Below are 21789 nucleotides of genomic sequence, written 5' to 3'. Positions count from 1 at the left end.
TTCAAGCAGATTTCGGGATGAGGCGCTCAAACAGCGCCTCCAGTGTATTAAAGCGTTCTTCGGCGCGTTCCATCGGCACCATGAACTTGAACAGCGTAGCCCCTTCGAACTTGTAGCGATTGGGCTGGCCCTGAATCAGCTTGATCAGCACCAGTGGGTCCACCGGCGTCTGCGCTTCGAACTCGATACGCCCACCTTGCGGCCCGGCGTCGACCTTCTTGATGCCCAGTTGCTCGGCCTGCAATTTGAGCAGGGTCAGGCGTACCAGGTTCTTGGTCGGTTCCGGCAGCAGGCCGAAGCGGTCGATCATCTCCACTTGCAGGTCCTTGAGGCCGTCTTCATCGGTGGCCGAGGCGATGCGTTTGTACAGGATCAGCCGCGCATGCACATCCGGCAGGTAGTCTTCGGGAATCAATGCCGGCAAGCGCAGGTTGATTTCCGGGCCGCCACCCAGCGGTTGGTCAAGGTTCGGTTGCTCGCCCTTGCGGATGGCTTTTACCGCCCGTTCGAGCATTTCCATATAAAGGGTGAAACCCACGGCCTGGATCTGTCCGCTCTGGCCATCGCCCAGCAGTTCACCGGCACCACGGATTTCCAGGTCGTTGGTGGCCAGCACAAAGCCGGCGCCGAGGTCCTGGGTATTGGCGATCGCTTCCAGGCGCTTCTCGGCGTCGGAAGTGATCTGCTGGCGCGGCGGCGTCAGCAAATAGGCGTACGCCTGGTGGTGACTGCGCCCGACCCGGCCGCGCAGCTGGTGCAGCTGGGCCAGGCCGAACTTGTCGGCGCGCTCGATGATGATGGTGTTGGCGCTCGGCACGTCGATGCCGGTCTCGATGATGGTCGAGGCGATCAGCACGTTGAAGCGCTTGTGGTAGAAGTCGCTCATCACCTGTTCGAGTTCGCGTTCGCGCATCTGCCCGTGGCCGATGGCGATCCGGGCTTCCGGTACCAGTTCGGCGAGGTCGGCGGCGCATTTCTCGATGGTTTTCACATCGTTGTGCAGGTAGTACACCTGGCCGCCACGCAGCAACTCACGCAGCAGGGCTTCCTTGACCGTGCTTTTGTTCTGCTCCATGACGAAGGTGCGCACCGACAACCGGCGCGCCGGCGGCGTGGCGATGATCGACAGGTCACGCATGCCCGACACTGCCATGTTCAGTGTGCGCGGGATCGGCGTGGCGGTAAGGGTCAGGATGTCGACTTCACTGCGCAGGGCCTTGAGCTGTTCCTTCTGACGAACACCGAAGCGGTGCTCTTCGTCGATGATCACCAGGCCGAGGTTCTTGATCTTCACATCGTCCGACAGCAGCTTGTGAGTGCCGATGACAATGTCGATCTTGCCTTCTGCCAGGTCAGCGATGGCTGCGTTCACTTCCTTGGCCGACTTGAAGCGGCTCATCACTTCCACGGTCACCGGCCAGTCGGCAAAGCGGTCGCGGAAGCTGTTGTAGTGCTGCTGGGCGAGCAGGGTGGTCGGCACGAGGATCGCCACTTGCCGGCCGCCATGCACCGCGATAAAGGCCGCGCGCATCGCCACTTCGGTCTTGCCGAAGCCCACGTCGCCGCACACCAGGCGGTCCATCGGCTTGGGCGCCAGCATGTCGGCGCGCACGGCGTCGATGGTGGTTTGCTGGTCCGGGGTTTCTTCGAAGGCGAAGCCGGCGCTGAACGTGGCGTAGTCGGCTTTTGGATCGGCGAAGGCATAACCTTCGCGGGCGGCACGGCGGGCATAAATGTCGAGCAACTCGGCGGCCACGTCGCGTACCTGTTCGGCAGCCTTGCGCTTGGCTTTCTGCCAGGTCTCGGAGCCGAGGCGGTGCAACGGCGCGAGGGCGTCGTCGCTGCCGGTGTAGCGGGCGATCAGGTGCAGGTTGGCCACGGGCACATAAAGCTTGGCGCCCTCGGCGTATTCCATGGTGAGGAATTCGGCGACCTGGTTGTCGATTTCCAGGGTCTGCAGGCCCAGGTAACGGCCCACACCGTGGTCGATATGCACCACCGGCGCGCCTTCGCGCAGCTCGGTGAGGTTCTTGATCACCGCGTCGTTGTTGGCGTCGGCGCGTTTTTCGCGACGGCGACGCTGCATGACCCGCTGACCGAACAGCGGGCTTTCGGCAATCAGTGCCAGGGCCGGGTCGTCCAGCAGCAAGCCTTCGTCCAGCGGCGCGATAGTGATCGCCAGGCGATCCTTGCTCGCGACAAAGTCCGGCCAGCTGTCGACGGTTTTCGGCCGCAGCTTCAGGCGTTCCAGCAACTCCAGCAGCACCTCGCGGCGCCCGGCGGACTCGGCGGTAAACAGCACGCGGCCGGGGAAGTCGCCGAGGAAATTCGACAGCGCTTCCAGCGGCTGGCTGGCCTTGGCTTCAATTGCCAGGTTCGGCAGCGCTTGTGCCGGGAAGCGCTCGCGGCCGGCACCGGCGTCCACGTCCTGTTGGCTGGCGACTACGCGCGGCCAGTTTTTCAGGCGGGCGAAGCAGTCTTCCACCGGCAGGAACAGCTCGGCCGGTGGCAATAAAGGACGGGACGGGTCGACGCGGCGTTCTTCATAACGGTTGCGCACGTCATTCCAGAAGTTCTCCGCCGCCTGTTCGATGCCCGGCAGCGAGAACACTTGGGTGTCCTGGGGCAGGTAATCGAAGAGGGTCGAGGTTTCGTCGAAGAACAATGGCAGGTAGTACTCGATACCGGCGGGGGTAATCCCGCTGCTCAAGTCCTGGAAGATCGGGCAGCGGCGGAAGTCCACGTCAAAGCGCTCGCGGAAACGCGCCTTGAAGCGCGTGACCGCGTCTTTTTGCAGCGGGAACTCCCGGGCCGGCAGCAGCTTGACCGAGTCGACCTTGTCGATGGAGCGCTGGTTTTCCGGATCGAAGGTACGCAGGGTTTCGATTTCGTCGTCGAACAGGTCGATCCGGTAAGGCAGTTTGCTGCCCATCGGGAACAGGTCGATCAGCGCGCCACGCACCGCGAACTCGCCGTGCTCGTACACCGTGTCGACGCAGCGATAGCCACTGGCCTCAAGCCGGGTGCGCATTTGCTCCACATCGAGCTTCTGGCCGATATCCAGCACCAGGCTGCTGCCCAGCAGGAACTTGGTGGGCGCCAGGCGATGCAGGGCCGTGGTGATCGGCACCACCAGCACGCTGTGGGCCAGTTCCGGCAAGCGGTACAGGCTGGCGATGCGCTGGGAAATAATGTCCTGGTGCGGCGAGAACAGATCGTAGGGCAGGGTTTCCCAGTCCGGGAAATGCAGCACCGGCAAATCGGGGGCGAAGAAACTCAGCTCCTGTTCCAGCCGCTCGGCACTTTGGCTGTCGGCGGTGAGCAGCAGGGTAAAGCGCTTGGCAGCGCTGGCAGCCTCGGCGATGGCCAGGCTGAGGGCGGCACCGGGCAGATTGCCCCAGTGCTGTTTACCTGCCGCGGCAGGGAGAAGCGGTAGACGCAGAACGGGCACGGAAGGTTGAGCTCCAAGCGTTGCGACAAAGTCGGTAATTGTAACGGCCCGGAGTGCCGCCTGTCAGTTGCTGACTGAGCCTATTACGGTTTGTAGGAAATGTAGTGGCTAAGACAAACAAAGGCGTCTTTTGACTCATTATGTAGTGCCGAAATCGGTGTATGTTTCGGAGGGTTACGGACACTTTGTCACAATGGCCCAGAAGGGGGTGCGCTGGAAGCCACGTATTTACTGGGCTCCAGCGCGGTGATATTTTTTTGCAAGGGGTTTTGTTGTGGTGCGCGCATTGCTCCGAGGGCGGTCGGGCGGCATAATGTAGCCCCTTTTTTCTGCCCCTACATGTGGAAGGTTCCCGTGACTCAGAAGCCCGACCAGTGTCTTGGTGAATGGATCGACCGTGAAGCACTCGCTGAAGCGATGATTCCGCTTATCGGTCAGCTCTACCGCAATAACAACGTGGTGAGCTCGATCTATGGCCGCAGCCTGATCAACCAATCAGTCATCGCGATTCTCAAGGCTCATCGCTTTGCTCGCCATCGTTCCGCCGACGACAGCGAACTCTCCGTCCACGAAACATTCCCCCTGCTCAAGGCCATGAGCGAGCTCAAGCTCGGCGCGGCCTCGGTAGACCTGGGCAAGCTGGCCTATAAATTCCGCAAAGAAGGCGCTGGCCGCACCGCCGAGCAGTTCGTGCGTGAAGAAATGGCCGATGTGGTTGGCCAGCAAAACGCTGCTGCCCGCAAAGGCACCGACGTTGTGCTGTACGGCTTCGGTCGTATCGGCCGTCTGCTGGCGCGCATCCTGATCGAAAAAACCGGTGGCGGCGACGGCCTGCGCCTGCGTGCCATCGTGGTTCGTAAGGGTGCAGAAAACGACCTGACCAAACGCGCCAGCCTGCTGCGTCGCGACTCGGTACACGGTCCGTTCAACGGCACCATCGTCATCGACGAAGAAAACAACACCATCACCGCCAACGGTAACCTGATCCAGGTGATCTACGCGAAGAACCCGTCTGAGGTGGATTACACCCAGTACGGCATCAAGGACGCACTGCTGGTGGACAACACCGGTGTGTGGCGTGACGCCGAGGGCCTGGGCCAGCACCTGGCTTGCCCGGGTATCGACCGCGTTGTCCTGACTGCGCCTGGCAAGGGCAAGCTGAAGAACATCGTGCACGGCATCAATCATGCTGAAATCACCGCTGACGACAAGATCGTGTCCGCCGCTTCCTGCACCACCAACGCCATCGTGCCGGTGCTGAAAGCTGTGAACGACAAGTTCGGCATTGTTAACGGTCACGTTGAAACGGTTCACTCGTACACCAACGACCAGAACCTGATCGACAACTTCCACAAGGGCGATCGCCGTGGCCGTAGCGCCGCGCTGAACATGGTAATCACCGAGACCGGTGCTGCCACCGCTGCTGCCAAGGCCCTGCCTGAGCTGGCTGGTAAGCTGACCGGTAACGCGATCCGTGTTCCGACGCCGAACGTGTCGATGGCCATTCTCAACCTGAACCTTGAGAAAGCCGCCACCCGTGAAGAGATGAACGAGTACTTGCGCTACATGGCGCTGCACTCCGATCTGCATAAGCAAATCGACTTCGTCAACTCGCAGGAAGTGGTGTCCACCGACTTCGTTGGCTCGCGCCACGCTGGTGTGGTGGACGCTGAAGCGACCATTACCCAGGATAACCGCGTTGTTCTGTACGTCTGGTACGACAACGAATTCGGTTACAGCTGCCAGGTGGTTCGTGTGATGGAAGACATGGCCGGGGTTAACCCGCCAGCATTCCCGCGCTAAGCATCAGCGGTAAATGAAAAAGCCCCGACTGGTTCGGGGCTTTTTTATGTCTGTGGGTTTTGTAGTGGCTGGCAGGGCCTCTTCGCGAGCAAGTCGAATCGTCGCACCGCCGCTCCCACATTCGACCGCATCTCTTCAGGTGATACGCGGGTAAATGTGGGAGCGGGCTTGCTCGCGAAAGCGACCTATCAAGCGCCGCCGACTATCGAAGCCTGCGCGGTACGCAGTTCATGCCGATTGCCTTTAAACAGGATCAATGTGGCGATCAAACCCAGCACCGCTGCGCCGCTAAGCCAGATGCCCGGTGCCGCCTTGTTGTCCAGCACGTGGATCAGGTAGGTGCAAGCTGCCGGAGTAAAGCCGCCAAAGGTCGCCGTCGCCAGGCTGTAGGCCAGGGAGAAACCGGTGGTACGCACTTCTACCGGCATGATTTCGGTCAGCGCTACAACCATCGCGCCGTTGTACGAGCCATACAGGAACGACAGCCAGAGCAGCACGATCAGCAGATGGCTGAAGCTCGGGTTGACCACCAGCCAGGACAGCGCCGGATATGCGGTGAGGATCGCCAGAATCGTCGCCCCCAGCAGCAGGGGTTTACGTCCGATCTTGTCGGACACTGCACCCATCACCGGCAGCCAGATGAAGTTTGAGATGCCGACGCACACGGTTACCAGCAAGGCGTCGAAGTCCGACAGGTGCAATTCGGCCTTGCCGAAGGTCGGGGTGTAGGCGGTGATCAGGTAGAACGACACGGTGGTCATCACCACCAGCGCCATGCCGGCGATCACGATGCCGAAGTTCTGACCGATCGAGCGGACGATTTCCTGCAGGGTAGGGCGGTGTTTACGTGCCTGGAATTCCGGGGTTTCTTCCAGAGAGCGACGAATCACGAAGATCACCGGCACGATCAGGCAGCCGATCAGGAACGGCACGCGCCAGCCCCAGTCACCCATTTCTTCCGGGCTGAGCCAATGGTTCAGGCCCACGCCCAACAGACCGGCGAATACCACCGCGGCTTGCTGGCTGGCGGACTGCCAACTGACGAAGAAGCCTTTGCGGCCCGGGGTGGCGATTTCCGCCAGGTATACCGACACGCCGCCCAGCTCGACACCGGCGGAGAAGCCTTGCAGCAGGCGACCGAACAGCACGATCAGCGGCGCCGCGACGCCCAGGGTGGCGTACCCGGGCACGCAGGCAATCAGGACGGTACCGGCAGCCATCATCGCCAGGGTGATCACCAGGCCCTTTTTACGGCCGTGACGGTCGATGTAGGCACCGAGGAAAATCGCGCCCAGCGGACGCATCAGGAACCCGGCACCAAAGGTCGCCAGGGACAGCATCAGGGACGCGAAAGCGCTGTCGGTGGGGAAAAATGTCTTGGCAATGGCCGTGGCGTAGAAGCCATAGACCATGAAGTCGAACATCTCAAGGAAGTTACCGCTGACAACGCGAAAAATCGCCTTGCCCTTGCCCGTTGTAGTGGACATGTCATGCACTCATTTTGGCTATCTTATTGGTAATCCCTGGTCGCAACCGTCCTTGCTGTTGAAGCTCTGGCACGAGGCTGGCGCTGAACAGTTTTGTAACGATATGTGTATAAGACACCACAGGCAACAAAAAACCGATAGCAAGCTGGCAAATTGCCGCAGGCCTGCGGGTGATGAAAATCCAATGTGGGAGCGGGCTTGCTCGCGAAAACGGTGTGTCAGTCAGCTTATGAGTCACTGATACACCGCATTCGCGAGCAAGCCCGCTCCCACAAGGTTTTTGCGATCAGTTGAGGAGGGTGTTTCGCAGGCTGTCGGACAAGCCCTTTGGTGCCAGCCAGATTCCCAGATAAGCCTTGGCCAACTCGTCATTGCGACTGCTGAACACCACCGTGCCGTTGATTTCCAGGTTCAGGCCGCGTTGAGGCTGGAAGTCCAGCGCATAACGGTCACCGCTGCGGATGTTGCGAAAGCTTTTGTGCAATTGATCCAGTTCAGGTTTCAGGCGGGCGAGGGCGGCGGGTGTTTGCTGGCGTTCAAGGCTGGCGGTGGCGGCCTTGATGACATCGTTGCGGTCGATATCGCGGAAGTAATACAGCTCCAGGCGCAGGTCTTTTTGCTGGTCCAGGGCCTGTTTGGCGCTCAGGTCAGGTTGGGCGAACAGCGCTGCGGCATACACATCCGCCCACAAATAGGTCAGGACGGCCTGGTTTTTTAGAATCAGTTGACGGGAGTGCGCAGGAAAGTCGGCCTGTTTGAGGCGATCAGCCTCATTCGCCAGCGCCGGGATCGAAAACATCAGCAATAAACAAACAATCACATGTCGCATAATGGCCCGTCCTGAAAGGTGCTTGCCTACAGGTTAATTCAATAACGAACGCTGTGTAGTAAAGGCAAAACTGGCCTACGACGCGACCAAGGGTTAATGTGCGCGGCGTTGAGCCTTCTATAGACTGTGCCCCGGCTCACACACTTGAGCCACATTGATCCTTCATGACCGCTGGCCGCGGCATGATTTAGCCAGGCGCCCAACCGTGCGCCCTGGCCTGTTCTGAGGAGTACGCATGGCTGTCTACAACTACGACGTAGTGGTACTGGGTTCCGGCCCAGCTGGAGAAGGTGCGGCGATGAACGCCGCCAAAGCAGGGCGCAAGGTGGCGATGGTCGATAGCCGTCGCCAGGTCGGCGGTAACTGCACCCACCTGGGTACCATCCCGTCCAAGGCCTTGCGTCACTCGGTGCGCCAGATCATGCAGTTCAACACCAACCCGATGTTCCGGGCCATTGGTGAGCCGCGCTGGTTCTCGTTCCCGGACGTGCTCAAGAGCGCTGAAAAAGTCATTTCCAAGCAGGTTGCATCGCGTACCGGCTTCTATGCCCGTAACCGCGTCGACCTGTTCTTCGGCACCGGCAGCTTCGCCGACGAGCAAACCGTCGAAGTGGTCTGCGCCAACGGCGTGGTCGAGAAGCTGGTGGCCAAGCACATCATCATCGCCACCGGCTCGCGTCCGTATCGCCCGGCGGATATCGATTTCCACCACCCGCGTATCTACGATAGCGACACCATCCTCAGCCTGGGCCACACCCCGCGCAAACTGATCATCTATGGCGCCGGCGTGATCGGCTGTGAATACGCCTCGATCTTCAGCGGCCTGGGTGTATTGGTCGAGCTGGTGGATAACCGCGACCAGTTGCTGAGCTTCCTCGACTCGGAAATTTCCCAGGCGTTGAGTTACCACTTCAGCAACAACAACATCACTGTGCGCCACAACGAAGAGTACGAGCGGGTCGAAGGCCTGGACAACGGTGTGATCCTGCACCTGAAATCCGGCAAGAAGATCAAGGCCGACGCCTTGCTGTGGTGCAACGGCCGTACCGGCAACACCGACAAGCTGGGCATGGAAAACATCGGTGTGAAGGTCAACAGCCGTGGCCAGATCGAAGTCGACGAGAACTACCGCACCTGCGTGACCAACATCTACGGTGCCGGTGACGTGATCGGCTGGCCAAGCCTGGCGAGTGCCGCCCACGACCAGGGCCGCTCGGCCGCTGGCAGCATTGTTGACAACGGCAGCTGGCGCTACGTCAACGACGTGCCGACCGGGATCTACACGATTCCCGAGATCAGCTCCATCGGCAAGAACGAACACGAACTGACCAAGGCCAAGGTGCCTTACGAAGTCGGCAAGGCGTTCTTCAAGAGCATGGCGCGTGCGCAGATCGCCGGTGAGCCCCAGGGCATGCTGAAGATCCTGTTCCACCGCGAGACGCTCGAAGTGCTCGGCGTGCATTGCTTCGGCTATCAGGCGTCGGAGATCGTGCACATCGGCCAGGCGATCATGAACCAGCCGGGTGAGCAAAATACCCTCAAGTATTTCGTCAACACCACGTTCAACTATCCGACCATGGCTGAAGCCTATCGGGTAGCGGCCTACGACGGCCTCAACCGGCTTTTTTGAGCGGCTCCGGCCGGTGGCCTGAGCCGGCCGGGGAGACCGATTTCAGTAATTCCCGAGGGTGGCAGTGGCCAAACCGGGAAAGTCTGTAATCAGGCTATCTACGCCGAAGTCGGCGAGCCTGCGCATCAGCGCGGGTTCGTTGACTGTCCATACGGACACGTGCAAACCCTGGCGCTGGGCTTTTTCCAGACGCTCAGGGGTGCACAGCGTCCAGTTCAACGCCAGAATCTCACAGCCATAGTTGGCCGCGACCTTCAACGGGTCGAGCCAGGCGTATTCGGCTACCAGTCCGCGGGACAGGTCCGGGGTGAGGTCCAGCGCTGCTTTCAACACTTCCCGCGAGCTTGAGGTCACGGTGACCTTGTCCATCAGCCCGAAACGCTGAGCCATTTCCCGGATCGCCAGCACGGTGGTTGCCGCGCGGGTGCGCGATGCGCTTTTGACTTCCAGTTGCCAGTGGTCGAAATCGCACTGTTCGAACAACGCTTCCAGGCGTGGGATCGGGCAAGGATTGACCCACCCCGGGCCGCCTTTGCGTGCGTCCATCTTGACCAAGTCGGCAGCCGAATACTCGACGACCTTGCCGCGCCGGTCGGTGGTGCGCTTGAGCGTCGGGTCGTGAATGACCATCAGCTCGCCGTCCATGGACAGGTGCAAATCCAGTTCGCAACGGCGCACGCCGTGCTTGAGGCATTCCTGGAAGCTGGTCAGGGTGTTTTCCGGTGCTTCGCCTTTGGCACCGCGGTGGCCATAAATCAGGGTCACAGTTGCTCCTTTACGCCAGGATTGCTGGCTGGATGGATGACGCGACGCGCCATTCAGTGTTCGTGTTCAGGTGTCGGATTCGTCGCTTTTTTCCCGCGCCAGGCGCCGTTCCTGGGCCTGTTTCTGCAGGATATAGCGCGCCAGCAACTGGCGTTGGGCATCGGTCATGGCTTCGAATTCCGTGCCGATTTCAAAGCCGCCGGTCTTGGCGTCGCAATGGGTGACCTTGGCCCGCAGCAACAGGCCGAGGGCTTGTGGCATCAGCACCAGCTTGACCGCCAGGTGGCTGTCGGGCTGGATCGCCGTGGGGTTCAGAAACTCGATGCCGCCTTCGGAAATGACCACGGGCTGCGGCGTACCGATCTCGCCCAGCAGGCTTTGCGCCATGATCTGGCTGAGCAGATCCATGCGTTTGTTCTGCACTTTGAGGAAGGCGGCCAGGGTGCGGTCCCGCTCGCCGATCTGGCGCAGCAGGTGCTGGGATTCGAATTCACTCAGGTGCAACTCGCTGAGCAGATTGAACAGCGGCGAATCATCCAGCAACACTTCCTTGCTCAGCGCTTCCGGGCCCGACAGCGGGGTAATTTCCAGTGCGATCATGTCCTCGATACGGTAGTATTCGCGGCGATCTTCTTCATCTAATGTCGACATGGCGAACCCAAGGCAGCGGTGATGGTCTGAGTGTAAAGCTGCTTACCTGACCCCGCCACAAGGACGTCTTCTTTTCCTCCGAACAAGCCCCGACATGTTCAGACCTCTCTTCGTATTTATTGGCACGCGTTATACCCGTGCAAAACGTCGCAATCATTTTGTGTCGTTCATTTCCTTGACCTCGATGATCGGGCTCGCCCTTGGCGTTGTCGTGATGATTGTGGTGCTGTCGGTGATGAACGGCTTCGATCATGAGATGCGCACCCGCGTGCTGGGCATGGTGCCCCACGCGACCATCGAGTCGGGTGAGCCCATCAGCGACTGGCAAAGCCTGGCCGCCAAGGTCAAGCAGAACCCCAAAGTGCTGGCGGTTGCGCCCTTCACCCAGATGCAGGGCCTGTTGACCAACGACGGCAAGGTGCAGAAAGTCCTGCTCAATGCCATCGACCCGGCGCAGGAACGCAACGTCTCGATCATCGATAACTTCATGCAACAGGGCAAACTGGACGACTTGTCGCCCGGCAGCTTTGGCATTGCTATCGGCGACAAGGCCGCGGCCAAGCTCGGCGTGGGCATCGGCGACAAGCTGACCTTTGTCGCGCCGGAAGTCACCGTGACTCCGGCCGGCATGTTCCCGCGTATGAAGCGCTTTACCGTGGTCGGCATCTTCCATGTCGGCGCCGGTGAAATCGACGGCTACCTGGGCCTCACCAACCTGACCGACCTGGCCCGCCTGCATCGCTGGAAGCCGGATCAAGTACAGGGCCTGCGCCTCAAGTTCAACGACCTGTTCGACGCACCGCGTACCTCGTGGGAAATCGCCCAGCACCTGGGCGAAAACCAATACTACGCCCGTGACTGGACCCGAACCCACGGCAACCTGTACCAGGCCATCCGCATGGAAAAAGCCATGATCGGCCTGCTGTTGCTGCTGATCGTCGCCGTCGCCGCCTTCAATATCATTTCCACGCTGGTGATGGTGGTGAATGACAAGAAGGGCGATATCGCCATCCTGCGCACCCTTGGCGCCACGCCGGGGCAAATCATGGCGATCTTCATGGTCCAGGGCACGGTGATCGGCGTAGTCGGCACCTTGATTGGCACCGTGGTGGGGATTCTCGCCGCGTTGAACGTGAGTGCCGCCATCGCCGGGCTGGAAGTGTTGATCGGCCACAAATTCTTGAACTCCGACGTCTACTTCATTGACTACTTGCCGTCCCAGGTGCAGAGCCAGGACGTGTTGATGGTTGGCGCTTGCGCGTTGGTCCTGAGTTTCCTTGCCACCCTGTATCCAGCCTGGCGCGCGGCACGTACCCAGCCGGCGCAGGCTTTACGTTATGAGTGAATCGGGCATGATTGAAAAAGCAATCCTGAGCTGCCGCAACCTGGGCAAATCCTACGAGGAAGGCCCGGAATCCGTGGTGGTGCTGTCCAACCTGCAGCTGGAACTGCACCCGGGCGAGCGCGTGGCGATCGTCGGCAGTTCCGGTTCCGGTAAAAGTACCTTGCTGAACCTGTTGGGCGGCCTTGATACGCCGTCCCAGGGTAGCGTCTGGCTGGCCGGCGAAGAACTGTCGGCCCTGGGCGAGAAGGCCCGTGGCCAGTTGCGCAACCGTTCGCTGGGTTTTGTGTACCAGTTCCACCACTTGCTGCCTGAGTTCACCGCCCTGGAAAACGTCTGCATGCCGCTGTTGATCGGCAAGACCGCGATTCCCGAGGCGCGCCAGCGTGCCAAGGCGTTGCTGGAGCGGGTCGGCCTGGGCCATCGCCTGGAGCACAAACCGGCTGAATTGTCCGGCGGCGAGCGCCAGCGTGTGGCGATTGCCCGTGCCCTGGTCAACAACCCGGGCCTGGTAATGCTCGACGAGCCCACCGGTAACCTCGACGCCCACACCGCCCAGGGCATCAAGGACTTGATGCTGGAACTGAGCACCCAGATGCGCACCGCGTTCCTGGTGGTGACCCATGACATGAGCATGGCCCGTCAGATGGACCGTGTGCTGCACCTGCAGGAAGGTCATCTGGTCGCCATCTGACCTGTTTCAAGCCCGGCGCCCGGCGCCGGGTTTTCTATTTTTTCAACGGTGCCCGCGAATGTTCAGACCGTTATCGATTTTCATCGGCACGCGCTATACCCGCGCCAAGCGCCGCAACCGTTTTGTTTCGTTTATCTCGATGACCTCGATGATCGGCCTCGCCCTGGGCGTGCTGGCGATGATTGTGGTGTTGTCGGTAATGAACGGCTTCCAGCGGGAAATGAGCTCACGCATCCTTGGCATGGTGCCCCACGCGACCATCGTGGGTGTGAAGCCGATCAGCGACTGGCAGCCGGTGGCCGCCGCTGCAATGAAGAACCCTGAAGTGACCGCCGCCGTGCCGTTCACCGAGATGGACGGCATGCTCTCCTACAAGGGCGCGATGCAGCCGATCCAGATCAGCGGTGTGGACCCTGCCCAGGAAGGCAAGGTGTCGATTGTTGCCCAGCATATCGTCCAGGGCCATCTGGAAGACCTGAAGCCGGGCGAGTTTGGCGTGGTGATCGGTGAGATCACCGCCCGGCGTTTCCGCCTGAACGTTGGCGACAAGCTGACCCTGATCGTGCCGGAAATCAGCAGCGCGCCCGGTGGCATCACCCCGCGCATGCAGCGGTTGAACGTGGTCGGTGTGTTCAAGGTAGGCGCTGAGCTGGATGGCTCCATGGCCTTGATCCACATGGCCGACGCCGCCGAGATACAGCATTGGGAGCCGAACCAGGTGCAAAGCGTGCGCCTGGCGGTGAAAGACTTGTATGCCGCACCCAAGGTCTCGGCGGATATCGCCGCCAGCCTCGGCGCCGACTACAAGGCCGATGACTGGACCCACACCCAGGGCAGCCTGTTCAGCGCGATGAAGATGGAAAAGACCATGATCGGCCTGCTGTTGCTGATGATCGTTGCCGTGGCGGCGTTCAACATCATCGCGACCTTGATCATGGTGGTGAACGACAAGGGCGCCGACATTGCGATCCTGCGCACCATCGGCGCCACGCCACGGCAGATCATGGCGATCTTCATGGTGCAGGGCACGGTGATCGGGATCGTCGGTACCTTGATCGGCGGCATTCTCGGTGTAATTGCGGCGCTGAACGTCAGTGAACTGGTGGGGTGGCTGGAGCGGGTGACCGGGCAGCATATCTTCAGTTCGGACGTGTATTTCGTCAGCAACCTGCCTTCGGAGTTGCAGGGCGGGGATGTGTTGCTGATTTGCTCGGCAGGGTTTGTGTTGAGCTTTTTGGCGACGATCTATCCGGCGTATCGGGCTGCGAAGATTGAGCCGGCGCATGCCCTCAGGTATTCGTAATTCTTAAGACCGCCTTCGCGAGCAAGCCCCACACATTTCGATCGCGTTCTTCCTGAATGCACTCGGTCAAAATGTGGGAGCGGGCTTGCTCGCGAAAGGGCCGGTACAGCTTGCATCAATGCCTTTGCGGCAACACCATCACAAACCGCGTCCAGCCCGCCCCCGACTCACAGAAAATCCGCCCTCCATGGGCTCGCACAATCGACTGGGTAATCGCCAACCCTAGCCCCGCATGCTCGCTGCTCCCTTCGTGACGCGCCGGATCTGCCCGGTAAAACCGGTCAAACAACCTTGGCAACAACGCCTCTGGAATGCCTTCCCCGGTATTTTCCACGCTCAACGTTACGCCTTGCATATCCTCGACAATCCGCACACTGACATCGCCACCCGGAGGGGTGAACCGCAGCGCGTTATCCAGCAGATTGGAAATCGCCCGGCGCAACATGCTGCGGTCACCTGAAGTGTTGGCACCCCCTTCCCGAACCAACCGCACCTGAAGGTCTTCCGCCAACGGCGCAAAAAACTCCAGCAGTGCATCCACTTCGTCCGCCAGCACCAGGGGTTCGCGCTTGGGCGCCAGCAGCCCATGGTCCGACTTGGCCAGGTACAACATGTCATTGACCAACTGTGCCATCCATTGCAGTTCCTCGAGGTTGCTGTGCAGGGCCTCGCGGTAGTCTTCCAGCGCCCGTGGCTGCGTGAGGATGACCTGGGTCTGTGTCAGCAAATTCGACAGTGGCGTGCGCAATTCATGGGCAATGTCGGCAGAAAATGCCGAGAGCCGCTGGAAGGCATCGTCCAGGCGCCCAAGCATCGCGTTGAAGGACTGGGCCAGTTCCGCCAGTTCGACCGGCATTTGTTCCTGGGGCAGGCGCTGGGTCAGGGACTGGGCGGATACGCTGCCGGCCACTTCGCTCATGCGCCGCAGTGGTCGCAACCCGCTGCGGGCGGCCCAGGCACCGAGCAGGGCAGTGGCCAGGGCGGAAAGTCCGACGGTCAACCAGATCAGATGCTGCATGCGTTGCAGGAAGTGTTGATGGTGGGTGATGTCGAGCATCAGCGTCAGTCGTGGAGAGTCCGCGTTACCAGGCACCAGCGGCACGTTGTACACGCGGTAATCGGTTCCGGCGTTCTGCACGCTGTGCAGGCCAGGCGCCTGGGGCAGGGTGATGCCGGGGGCACCGTCGAACCAGCGCTCATCGCCAGCGGTAATGCGCAGGGCCAGGTCGGGCTGGCGGTTGAGCTCCTCCCGCAGCTTTGTTTCTCGTAAGGCAAATCGTTCGGGCGTGTCGGCACCTTGCAATGTGCTGCGCAGCGCTATCAGCTTGCCGTCGAGCAACTGCTGGTCCAGCTCGATAAAGTGCGCCTCGCTGGCATGGTTGAACAGCACGCCGGCCAACAGCGAAACCACGGCGGTACAACCGGCAAACAGCAGTGCCAGGCGGCTGGTCAGGGAAATCCGTTTCATCAACTGAATCGCTCCTCAAGCACATAGCCCATGCCGCGCACGGTATGGATCAGCTTGTTGGGAAAGTTATCGTCGACCTTCAGGCGCAGGCGGCGGATCGCGACTTCGATGATGTTGGTGTCGCTGTCGAAGTTCATGTCCCACACCTGAGAGGCAATCAGCGACTTGGGCAAGACTTCGCCCTGACGTCGCAGCAGCAGTTCCAGCAGGGAAAACTCCTTGGCCGTGAGGTCGATGCGTTGGCCGTCGCGTTCTACCCGGCGGCGGATCAGGTCCATGCGCAGGTCGGCCAGTTGCAGGCTGGTTTCCTGGGGCGGGCTGCTGCCACGGCGCAACAGGCTGCGTACCCGGGCCAGCAGTTCGGAAAAGGCAAAGGGCTTGACCAGGTAATCGTCGGCGCCCAGTTCCAGGCCATGCACCCGGTCTTCCACGGCGTCCCGCGCGGTGAGGAACAGCACCGGTATGTCGAGCCCGGCATTGCGTACGGCCTGGAGGATTTGCCAGCCATCGCGACCCGGCAGCATCACATCGAGGATCAACAGGTCGTAGTCGCCGGTCAGCGCCAGATGCTGGCCAGTGGTGCCGTCGGCCACCAGTTCGGTGTTGAACCCGGCCTCGGCCAGGCCCTGGCGCAGGTAGTGGCCGGTTTTCGGTTGGTCTTCGACGATCAGCAGTTTCATGGGCGGCTCATGGCTTTACGTAAACACAGACTTTATACAGCGCAGGTCCTGAGGCAGGCTCAAGCTGACAAAGTTGTAATCTGGCCGTCAGCTGGCTGGCAGCGGCGCGTTCGTAAAGTGTCCCACAGACTGATTCCGAACCTTTGGAGTGTGACCATGTTTTTGCATAAATCCTGGCTGTTGGCGGGCTGCCTGATGGCGCTGAGTCTTCCGGTGCTGGCATCTCCAGCTGAAACCTTCGCCTTCGGTGAGGCTGCGCCCGCCGCCAAGGCCACGCGCACGGTGGAAGTGGTGCTGCAGGACATTTCCTTTTCGCCCAAGGCCATCGATGTAAAAGCCGGTGAGACCGTGCGCTTTGTGCTGGTCAACAAAGGCCAGTTGCTCCACGAGTTCAATCTTGGCGACGCTGCGATGCACGCCGCGCATCAGCAAGAAATGCTCAAGATGCAGGCCAGCGGCATGCTGACGGCCACCGGCATGAAAATGGGCGATATGGACCACAGTGCAATGGGCCACGGCGACATGGGCGGCATGAAACATGACGATCCCAACAGCGTGCTGGTAGAGCCCGGCAAGACTGCCGAACTGACCTGGACCTTCACCAAAGCCACCGGCCTGGAGTTTGCCTGCAACATCCCCGGTCACTACCAGGCGGGCATGGTCGGCAAGCTGACGGTCAGCCAGTAAGCCATTGACGGGCAAAGGCGGGTAGAATAGCGGCGTTTATTTAGCCAGGTTTCCGCCATGCATCCCGCAGCCGAACATTCGCCGCTGGGCAAGTCCAGTGAATACATCTCCACCTACACCCCGTCGTTGCTGTTCCCGATTCCCCGCGCTGCCAAGTGGGCCGAGCTGGGCCTGAGCGCCGAGACCCTGCCGTATAAAGGCGTGGACTTCTGGAACTGCTTCGAACTGTCCTGGCTGCTGCCCTCCGGCAAGCCAGTAGTGGCCATCGGTGAATTCAGTATTCCGGCCGACTCGCCGAACATCATCGAGTCGAAGTCGTTCAAGCTGTACCTCAATTCGCTGAACCAGACCGAGTTTGCCGATGTGCAAAGCCTTGAGGCCACCTTGAGTACCGACCTGAGTGCCGCTGCCGGCAAGCCGGTTGGCGTGCGCATCCGCAGCCTGGGCGAGGTTGAAGCCGAAGGCGTGGTCGCGTTGCCAGGTGTGTGCATTGATGACCTGGACATTACCGTCAGCAACTACGAGCACCCGCGCCCTGAACTGCTGCGCTGCGACGATTCGCGCGTGGTGGAGGAGAGCGTCCACAGCCATTTGCTCAAGTCCAACTGCCCGGTGACCAGCCAGCCTGACTGGGGCAGTGTGGCGGTGGAGTACCGCGGCGCGGCGCTGGATCACGCCAGCCTGCTGGAGTACCTGGTGAGCTTCCGTCAGCACTCGGACTTCCATGAACAGTGCGTGGAGCGAATCTTTCTCGACCTGCAACGCTTGCTCAAGCCGGAAAAACTGACGGTGTATGCGCGGTATGTGCGTCGCGGCGGGCTGGATATCAACCCGTATCGCAGTACTGAAGATCTGCAGTTCCAGAACCTGCGCCTGGCTCGTCAGTAGCCTTCACACAAAATAAATGTGGGAGCGGGCATGCTCGCGAAAGCGGTGTATCAGCCAGCCTATGTATCAGCTGACGGACCGCATTCGCGAGCAAGCCCGCTCCCACATTTGATAGGCGTCCGGCTATTAAATCCCGATGTTACCCAGGGTCACCACAATATTGCGCAAGGTCCCGGCAATGCCCGGGTGGTCCAGTTCGAAGCGTTCTACCGCCAGGTTCACACCATCTGCGATGCTTGGATCCTGAATGGCGCCTTCCAGTGGCTCCTGAACTTCGAGTTCAGCGATCAATGTTTGCAGCTCTTCGCGCTTTTCCAGGGGCATTTCTGGATTCTGATCCAATTGCTCGCGCAAAGTTTTGACCTGTTCTTGCAGTTGTTCGCGGGCAGGCATGGCGTTCTTCCTTTTATCGATAGGCACTGGCATAGACCGCGGCACGCCGTGAAAGGTCTACGGGCTGACCTGTAGATTAATCCACTGGCGCCGACTGTGCATGATCTCGATCAGGGCTTCTCGCCTTTGAGCTGGCGCAGGCTGATGTCGGCCAGGCAGGTGTGCAGTTCGCCAAGGTGGTCAATGACCGAATGCACGCCCAGGCCATAGAGCGCGACAGTGGCTTTGGCGCGCTTATGCTCGCGTTCCTTCTCGGTAAGTGCTTGCCATTGCTCCGGGGAAAGCCCGCACAGTGAGCCGCAGGACGCCAGGCCGATGGTCCACAGGCCGGCGTTGAGCCCCGATTGCAGCAGGCGCGGTTCGCCACTGACCAGGACGCAGCCTTCCAGGCGCTCGATGTTCAGCTCCATCAAGGCCTGCCAGCACGCGTGGGGCGCGGGCCAGCGGGTGGAGGAGGGTTTGGCGGCCTTGATCCAGCGTGGCAGCCCTGCAGCCAGAGGTGTGGAAACCGAAAGAGGTAGCTCGTCCAGCCATGCGCAGGGGATGCGCTGTTCTTCGAGGCTGCGCAGAATCTTCAGGGCGCCGACAGTGGCATGCGGATCGCTTGAAGGTGTGGAGTCGGCACGGGCCAGGGAACCAAAATCCACCAGGCAGCCACTCAGCCCGAACAGTACGGCCGTCAAGGACGGGGCGCTGGCAGTAACAATTTCGGCGTGTGGCATTTCGACGTCCCTGAAATAGCAGTGACGCTATCGAACGCGGATGACAAGCAAGTTACATCTGCGGCATTTGTAGGATTTTTGTGCATTTACTCGAATGACATTTCTGCAAGGCTGCCTAATCTGACACTTCCGTCATATACTGACGGCCTCATTCAGGGCATAGCGCCCATGACAGACCATTCAAGGAGTTCAAGCTATGCGCTGGAGCCAATGTCTAGCTCAGCTGTCCGTATGTGCGAGTATTTTGCTGGTTCCTTTCGTGGCCCAGGCGGCCTCGGAAGATGATCCATGGGAAAGCGTCAACCGCCCGATCTTCACCTTCAACGACACCGTTGACACCTACGCCCTCAAGCCTTTGGCCCAAGGCTATCAGTTCGTGACCCCGCAATTCGTGCAGGACGGCGTGCACAACTTCTTCCGCAACATCGGCGACGTCGGCAACTTTGCCAACGACGTGTTGCAACTCAAGCCGCACGCGGCTGGCGTCGACACGGCCCGCCTGCTGATGAACACCACGTTCGGCGTGCTGGGTTTCATTGATGTCGGCACCAAAATGGGGCTGCAACGCAACGATGAAGACTTCGGCCAGACCCTCGGTCACTGGGGCGTCGACAGCGGTCCTTACGTGATGCTGCCACTGCTGGGCCCAAGCACCCTGCGTGACGCGCCGTCCAAATATGTGGACAGCTACACCCAGCCATACCGCTACATGAACGATATCGGCTGGCGCAACAGCACCTTCGGCCTGAATATCGTCGACACACGTGCCAGCCTGCTGTCCTCCGAGAAGCTGATCAGCGGCGACAAATACACCTTCATCCGCAATGCTTACCTGCAGAACCGCGAGTTCAAGGTCAAGGATGGCAAGGTTGTAGACGATTTTTAAGCTTCAGGCTTGAATCAGGAAGGCGGCCCTCGGGTCGCCTTTTTTGTGGGCGGCATTCGAGGTTTATCCGTGGGTTACGTGCTTACTTTAAGTCGCGGTTTTATGCGTTCTTATAACTACCGGTGATTTGCGATGTAAAGACGCCCGGCGACCATCGCCGTGAGCTTGAAACCCCTGGCGGATGGGAGTACCGTCTGCGCCTTAGAAGGGCACCTCTGCTTTACCTTTGTGCATGGGCAATATCCCGGCACTTTGTAGGACAGAGAGGCTAGAAAGCGAATCCAGTAGTACGCCCGGCCATTGTCGAGCTGCCTACGCCAACCTAATTCTGGCGCCGTTTGCCCACATGCAGAAAACCAGTGCCACGCTGCTGATAATCGATGACGACGAAGTAGTGCGCGCGAGTCTCGCGGCCTATTTGGAAGACAGTGGCTTCAGCGTCCTGCAGGCCAGCAACGGCCTCCAGGGTCTCCAGGTATTCGAGCGCGACAAGCCCGACCTTGTGATCTGCGACCTGCGCATGCCCCAGGTGGGCGGCCTCGAGCTGATCCGCCAGGTGACTGACCTTTCCCCGCAGACGCCGGTGATTGTCGTGTCCGGTGCCGGTGTGATGAATGATGCCGTCGAGGCCTTGCGCCTGGGCGCCGCCGACTACCTGATCAAGCCCTTGGAAGATTTGGCCGTACTGGAGCACTCGGTACGCCGTGCCCTGGATCGTGCACGCTTGCTGCTGGAAAACCAGCGTTACCGTGAAAAGCTCGAAACCGCCAACCGCGAACTCGAAGCCAGCCTGAACCTGCTCCAGGAAGACCAGAACGCCGGTCGCCAAGTGCAGATGAACATGCTGCCGGTGAGCCCGTGGAGCATCGACGAGTTCAAGTTTGCCCACCAGATCATCCCGTCGCTGTACCTGTCGGGTGATTTTGTCGATTACTTCCGCGTTGATGAGCGGCGAGTCGCGTTCTACCTGGCCGACGTTTCCGGCCACGGCGCCTCCTCGGCATTCGTGACCGTGTTGTTGAAGTTCATGACCACACGGCTGTTATTCGAATCCAAGCGTAATGGCACCTTGCCGGAGTTCACCCCTTCGCAAGTGCTGGGCCACATCAACCGGGGCCTGATCAGCTGTAAGCTGGGCAAGCACGTGACGATGGTCGGCGGCGTGATTGATGAAGAAACAGGTCTTTTGACCTACAGCATTGGCGGTCACCTGCCATTGCCGGTTTTATACACTCCAGACAGTGTGCGCTACCTGGAAGGGCGTGGTTTGCCAGTGGGCTTGTTCAATGAAGCCACCTACGAAGACCACATCCTGGAATTGCCACCGACTTTCAGCTTAACGCTGATGTCCGACGGTATCCTGGACCTTTTGCCAGAGCCTACACTCAAAGAGAAAGAAGCCGCCTTACCCCAACGGGTCAGGTCGGCGGGCGGCAGCCTGGATGGCCTGCGGCAGGTTTTTGGATTGGCCACGCTAGGGGAGATGCCGGATGATATCGCCCTATTGGTGTTGAGCAGGAATCTTTGATGAGTACCGGAAGAATCCAATTCGCCGAGCAAGACGGGACTTTTGTCCTGAAGTTTGTCGGTGAAGTGCGCCTGACCTTGTGTTCGGCGCTGGATGCGACGATTGAGCGGATCTTCACAGCCTTGAATTTCTCGGCGATCGTGATCGATCTGACCGAAACCCGCAGCATCGATAGCACCACCCTTGGGCTGTTGGCCAAGTTGTCCATTCTGTCTCGGCAGAAGGTCGGACTGCTGCCGACTGTCGTCACCACCCACGAAGACATCACCCGTCTGTTGCAGTCCATGGGCTTCGATCAAGTGTTCAACATCGTTGACCGCCCGATCCCGTGCCCGGAATGCCTGACCGACCTGCCATCCCAGGACCAGTCCGAGGAAGTGGTACGGGTCAAGGTGCTGGAAGCCCACAAGATCCTGATGGGCTTGAACGACTCCAACCGCGAGGCGTTCCACGACCTGGTGAATGCGCTGGAGCGGCACTAATTCCCAGCTGAAACACTGTCAAAGTGTGGGAGGGGGCGTGCTCCCGAAAGCGGCGGGTCAGCAGTGAATGTAGCGACTGACGCCCTGTATTCGGGAGCAA

19 protein-coding genes are annotated in these 21789 nt (G+C 60.2%); 10 read left to right on the top strand and 9 right to left on the bottom strand.

All coding sequences use genetic code 11. The features are described 5' to 3' along the window. Position 1: 1 nt before the first annotated feature. Positions 2-3451 carry a transcription-repair coupling factor gene (gene mfd / locus HBJ59_RS01755; protein WP_167662620.1) on the bottom strand — a complete coding sequence of 1150 codons (3450 nt, stop codon included), beginning with the start codon at positions 3449-3451 and terminating at the stop codon, positions 2-4. Positions 3452-3790: 339 nt separating this feature from the next. Here mfd and HBJ59_RS01750 point away from each other — a divergent pair, with 339 nt between their 5' ends. Further along, entirely contained in the window at positions 3791-5254 is a 1464-nt protein-coding gene (locus HBJ59_RS01750) for a glyceraldehyde-3-phosphate dehydrogenase (RefSeq protein WP_092247393.1), read from the top strand. A gap of 188 nt (positions 5255-5442) precedes the next feature. On the opposite strand, the gene HBJ59_RS01745 is transcribed toward HBJ59_RS01750, so the two are convergent. Both HBJ59_RS01745 and HBJ59_RS01740 read right to left on the bottom strand, forming a co-directional pair. Further along, positions 5443-6741 (bottom strand): MFS transporter, encoded by a 1299-nt coding sequence (locus tag HBJ59_RS01745; protein WP_076017243.1) that lies wholly within the window; start codon positions 6739-6741, stop codon positions 5443-5445. Positions 6742-7027: 286 nt separating this feature from the next. Beyond that, positions 7028-7570, bottom strand: coding sequence for a chalcone isomerase family protein (locus HBJ59_RS01740; RefSeq protein WP_076017244.1), 543 nt, complete (start codon positions 7568-7570; stop codon positions 7028-7030). A gap of 235 nt (positions 7571-7805) precedes the next feature. On the opposite strand from HBJ59_RS01740, the gene sthA reads away from it, so the two are divergent. Continuing rightward, positions 7806-9200 carry a Si-specific NAD(P)(+) transhydrogenase gene (sthA, locus tag HBJ59_RS01735; RefSeq protein ID WP_076017245.1) on the top strand — a complete coding sequence of 465 codons (1395 nt, stop codon included), beginning with the start codon at positions 7806-7808 and terminating at the stop codon, positions 9198-9200. A gap of 42 nt (positions 9201-9242) precedes the next feature. Here sthA and HBJ59_RS01730 read toward each other — a convergent pair whose 3' ends face one another. Together HBJ59_RS01730 and HBJ59_RS01725 are read right to left on the bottom strand one after the other, a co-directional pair. Further along, complete coding sequence (locus HBJ59_RS01730; protein ID WP_167662619.1) at positions 9243-9965, bottom strand: glycerophosphodiester phosphodiesterase family protein; 723 nt, start codon at positions 9963-9965, stop codon at positions 9243-9245. Between the two features lie 66 nt (positions 9966-10031). Further along, positions 10032-10616, bottom strand: coding sequence for a PilZ domain-containing protein (locus tag HBJ59_RS01725; protein ID WP_003218944.1), 585 nt, complete (start codon positions 10614-10616; stop codon positions 10032-10034). 94 nt (positions 10617-10710) lie between these two features. Between HBJ59_RS01725 and HBJ59_RS01720 the strand changes: the two genes are divergently transcribed. Genes HBJ59_RS01720 through HBJ59_RS01710 form a run of 3 tightly spaced genes read left to right on the top strand, consistent with a single transcriptional unit; the run spans position 10711 to position 13955 of the window. Continuing rightward, positions 10711-11961 (top strand): lipoprotein-releasing ABC transporter permease subunit, encoded by a 1251-nt coding sequence (locus tag HBJ59_RS01720; RefSeq protein ID WP_076017246.1) that lies wholly within the window; start codon positions 10711-10713, stop codon positions 11959-11961. A 7-nt stretch (positions 11962-11968) separates the two neighbouring features. Further along, positions 11969-12652: a lipoprotein-releasing ABC transporter ATP-binding protein LolD gene (gene lolD, locus HBJ59_RS01715; protein WP_167662618.1), complete on the top strand. Its 684-nt coding sequence runs from the start codon at positions 11969-11971 to the stop codon at positions 12650-12652. A 58-nt stretch (positions 12653-12710) separates the two neighbouring features. Continuing rightward, complete coding sequence (locus HBJ59_RS01710; protein WP_076017248.1) at positions 12711-13955, top strand: lipoprotein-releasing ABC transporter permease subunit; 1245 nt, start codon at positions 12711-12713, stop codon at positions 13953-13955. 115 nt (positions 13956-14070) lie between these two features. Here HBJ59_RS01710 and HBJ59_RS01705 read toward each other — a convergent pair whose 3' ends face one another. Next, the gene (locus tag HBJ59_RS01705) at positions 14071-15423 is read right to left on the bottom strand and encodes a heavy metal sensor histidine kinase (RefSeq protein ID WP_167662617.1); all 1353 of its coding nucleotides are present in this window, start codon (positions 15421-15423) and stop codon (positions 14071-14073) included. Further along, positions 15423-16103 (bottom strand): heavy metal response regulator transcription factor, encoded by a 681-nt coding sequence (locus HBJ59_RS01700; protein WP_167662616.1) that lies wholly within the window; start codon positions 16101-16103, stop codon positions 15423-15425. Before HBJ59_RS01700 ends, HBJ59_RS01705 begins: the two co-directional genes overlap by 1 nt. A 156-nt stretch (positions 16104-16259) precedes the next feature. On the opposite strand from HBJ59_RS01700, the gene HBJ59_RS01695 reads away from it, so the two are divergent. Beyond that, positions 16260-16790, top strand: coding sequence for a plastocyanin/azurin family copper-binding protein (locus tag HBJ59_RS01695; protein WP_076017251.1), 531 nt, complete (start codon positions 16260-16262; stop codon positions 16788-16790). Between the two features lie 57 nt (positions 16791-16847). Further along, positions 16848-17678: an NADPH-dependent 7-cyano-7-deazaguanine reductase QueF gene (queF, locus tag HBJ59_RS01690; protein WP_167662615.1), complete on the top strand. Its 831-nt coding sequence runs from the start codon at positions 16848-16850 to the stop codon at positions 17676-17678. A gap of 126 nt (positions 17679-17804) precedes the next feature. Here the strand turns inward: queF and HBJ59_RS01685 are convergent, their stop codons facing one another. Both HBJ59_RS01685 and HBJ59_RS01680 read right to left on the bottom strand, forming a co-directional pair. Then, positions 17805-18071 carry a DUF4404 family protein gene (locus tag HBJ59_RS01685; RefSeq protein WP_076017253.1) on the bottom strand — a complete coding sequence of 89 codons (267 nt, stop codon included), beginning with the start codon at positions 18069-18071 and terminating at the stop codon, positions 17805-17807. Between the two features lie 110 nt (positions 18072-18181). Beyond that, positions 18182-18793 (bottom strand): phosphatase, encoded by a 612-nt coding sequence (locus HBJ59_RS01680; protein ID WP_076017254.1) that lies wholly within the window; start codon positions 18791-18793, stop codon positions 18182-18184. Between the two features lie 196 nt (positions 18794-18989). Here HBJ59_RS01680 and HBJ59_RS01675 point away from each other — a divergent pair, with 196 nt between their 5' ends. The 3 genes from HBJ59_RS01675 (at position 18990) to rssC (ending at position 21689) form a co-directional block, all read left to right on the top strand. Further along, positions 18990-19679: a VacJ family lipoprotein gene (locus HBJ59_RS01675; protein ID WP_167662614.1), complete on the top strand. Its 690-nt coding sequence runs from the start codon at positions 18990-18992 to the stop codon at positions 19677-19679. Positions 19680-20025: 346 nt separating this feature from the next. Beyond that, entirely contained in the window at positions 20026-21207 is a 1182-nt protein-coding gene (gene rssB / locus HBJ59_RS01670; RefSeq protein ID WP_017477221.1) for a two-component system response regulator RssB, read from the top strand. Beyond that, on the top strand, positions 21207-21689 hold the full coding sequence (gene rssC, locus HBJ59_RS01665) for an anti-sigma factor antagonist RssC (RefSeq protein ID WP_003218919.1): 483 nt from the start codon (positions 21207-21209) through the stop codon (positions 21687-21689). The genes rssB and rssC overlap by 1 nt, the downstream gene beginning before the upstream one ends. Positions 21690-21789 lie beyond the last annotated feature (100 nt).

The organism is Pseudomonas sp. AN3A02 (assembly GCF_011765255.1).
GTDB lineage: Bacteria > Pseudomonadota > Gammaproteobacteria > Pseudomonadales > Pseudomonadaceae > Aquipseudomonas.
This window is presented reverse-complemented; position numbering and strand designations above follow the sequence as displayed.

What these genes read in the sequence shown, in the direction of transcription:
- HBJ59_RS01750 (WP_092247393.1), top strand. Translation starts at nt 3,791, where the DNA reads ATGTGGAAGGTTCCCGTGACTCAGAAGCCCGACCAGTGTCTTGGTGAA.
- HBJ59_RS01745 (WP_076017243.1), bottom strand. Translation starts at nt 6,741, where the DNA reads ATGTCCACTACAACGGGCAAGGGCAAGGCGATTTTTCGCGTTGTCAGC.
- HBJ59_RS01740 (WP_076017244.1), bottom strand. Translation starts at nt 7,570, where the DNA reads ATGCGACATGTGATTGTTTGTTTATTGCTGATGTTTTCGATCCCGGCG.
- sthA (WP_076017245.1), top strand. Translation starts at nt 7,806, where the DNA reads ATGGCTGTCTACAACTACGACGTAGTGGTACTGGGTTCCGGCCCAGCT.
- HBJ59_RS01725 (WP_003218944.1), bottom strand. Translation starts at nt 10,616, where the DNA reads ATGTCGACATTAGATGAAGAAGATCGCCGCGAATACTACCGTATCGAG.
- HBJ59_RS01720 (WP_076017246.1), top strand. Translation starts at nt 10,711, where the DNA reads ATGTTCAGACCTCTCTTCGTATTTATTGGCACGCGTTATACCCGTGCA.
- lolD (WP_167662618.1), top strand. Translation starts at nt 11,969, where the DNA reads ATGATTGAAAAAGCAATCCTGAGCTGCCGCAACCTGGGCAAATCCTAC.
- HBJ59_RS01710 (WP_076017248.1), top strand. Translation starts at nt 12,711, where the DNA reads ATGTTCAGACCGTTATCGATTTTCATCGGCACGCGCTATACCCGCGCC.
- HBJ59_RS01705 (WP_167662617.1), bottom strand. Translation starts at nt 15,423, where the DNA reads ATGAAACGGATTTCCCTGACCAGCCGCCTGGCACTGCTGTTTGCCGGT.
- HBJ59_RS01700 (WP_167662616.1), bottom strand. Translation starts at nt 16,103, where the DNA reads ATGAAACTGCTGATCGTCGAAGACCAACCGAAAACCGGCCACTACCTG.
- HBJ59_RS01695 (WP_076017251.1), top strand. Translation starts at nt 16,260, where the DNA reads ATGTTTTTGCATAAATCCTGGCTGTTGGCGGGCTGCCTGATGGCGCTG.
- queF (WP_167662615.1), top strand. Translation starts at nt 16,848, where the DNA reads ATGCATCCCGCAGCCGAACATTCGCCGCTGGGCAAGTCCAGTGAATAC.
- HBJ59_RS01685 (WP_076017253.1), bottom strand. Translation starts at nt 18,071, where the DNA reads ATGCCTGCCCGCGAACAACTGCAAGAACAGGTCAAAACTTTGCGCGAG.
- HBJ59_RS01680 (WP_076017254.1), bottom strand. Translation starts at nt 18,793, where the DNA reads ATGCCACACGCCGAAATTGTTACTGCCAGCGCCCCGTCCTTGACGGCC.
- HBJ59_RS01675 (WP_167662614.1), top strand. Translation starts at nt 18,990, where the DNA reads ATGCGCTGGAGCCAATGTCTAGCTCAGCTGTCCGTATGTGCGAGTATT.
- rssB (WP_017477221.1), top strand. Translation starts at nt 20,026, where the DNA reads ATGCAGAAAACCAGTGCCACGCTGCTGATAATCGATGACGACGAAGTA.
- rssC (WP_003218919.1), top strand. Translation starts at nt 21,207, where the DNA reads ATGAGTACCGGAAGAATCCAATTCGCCGAGCAAGACGGGACTTTTGTC.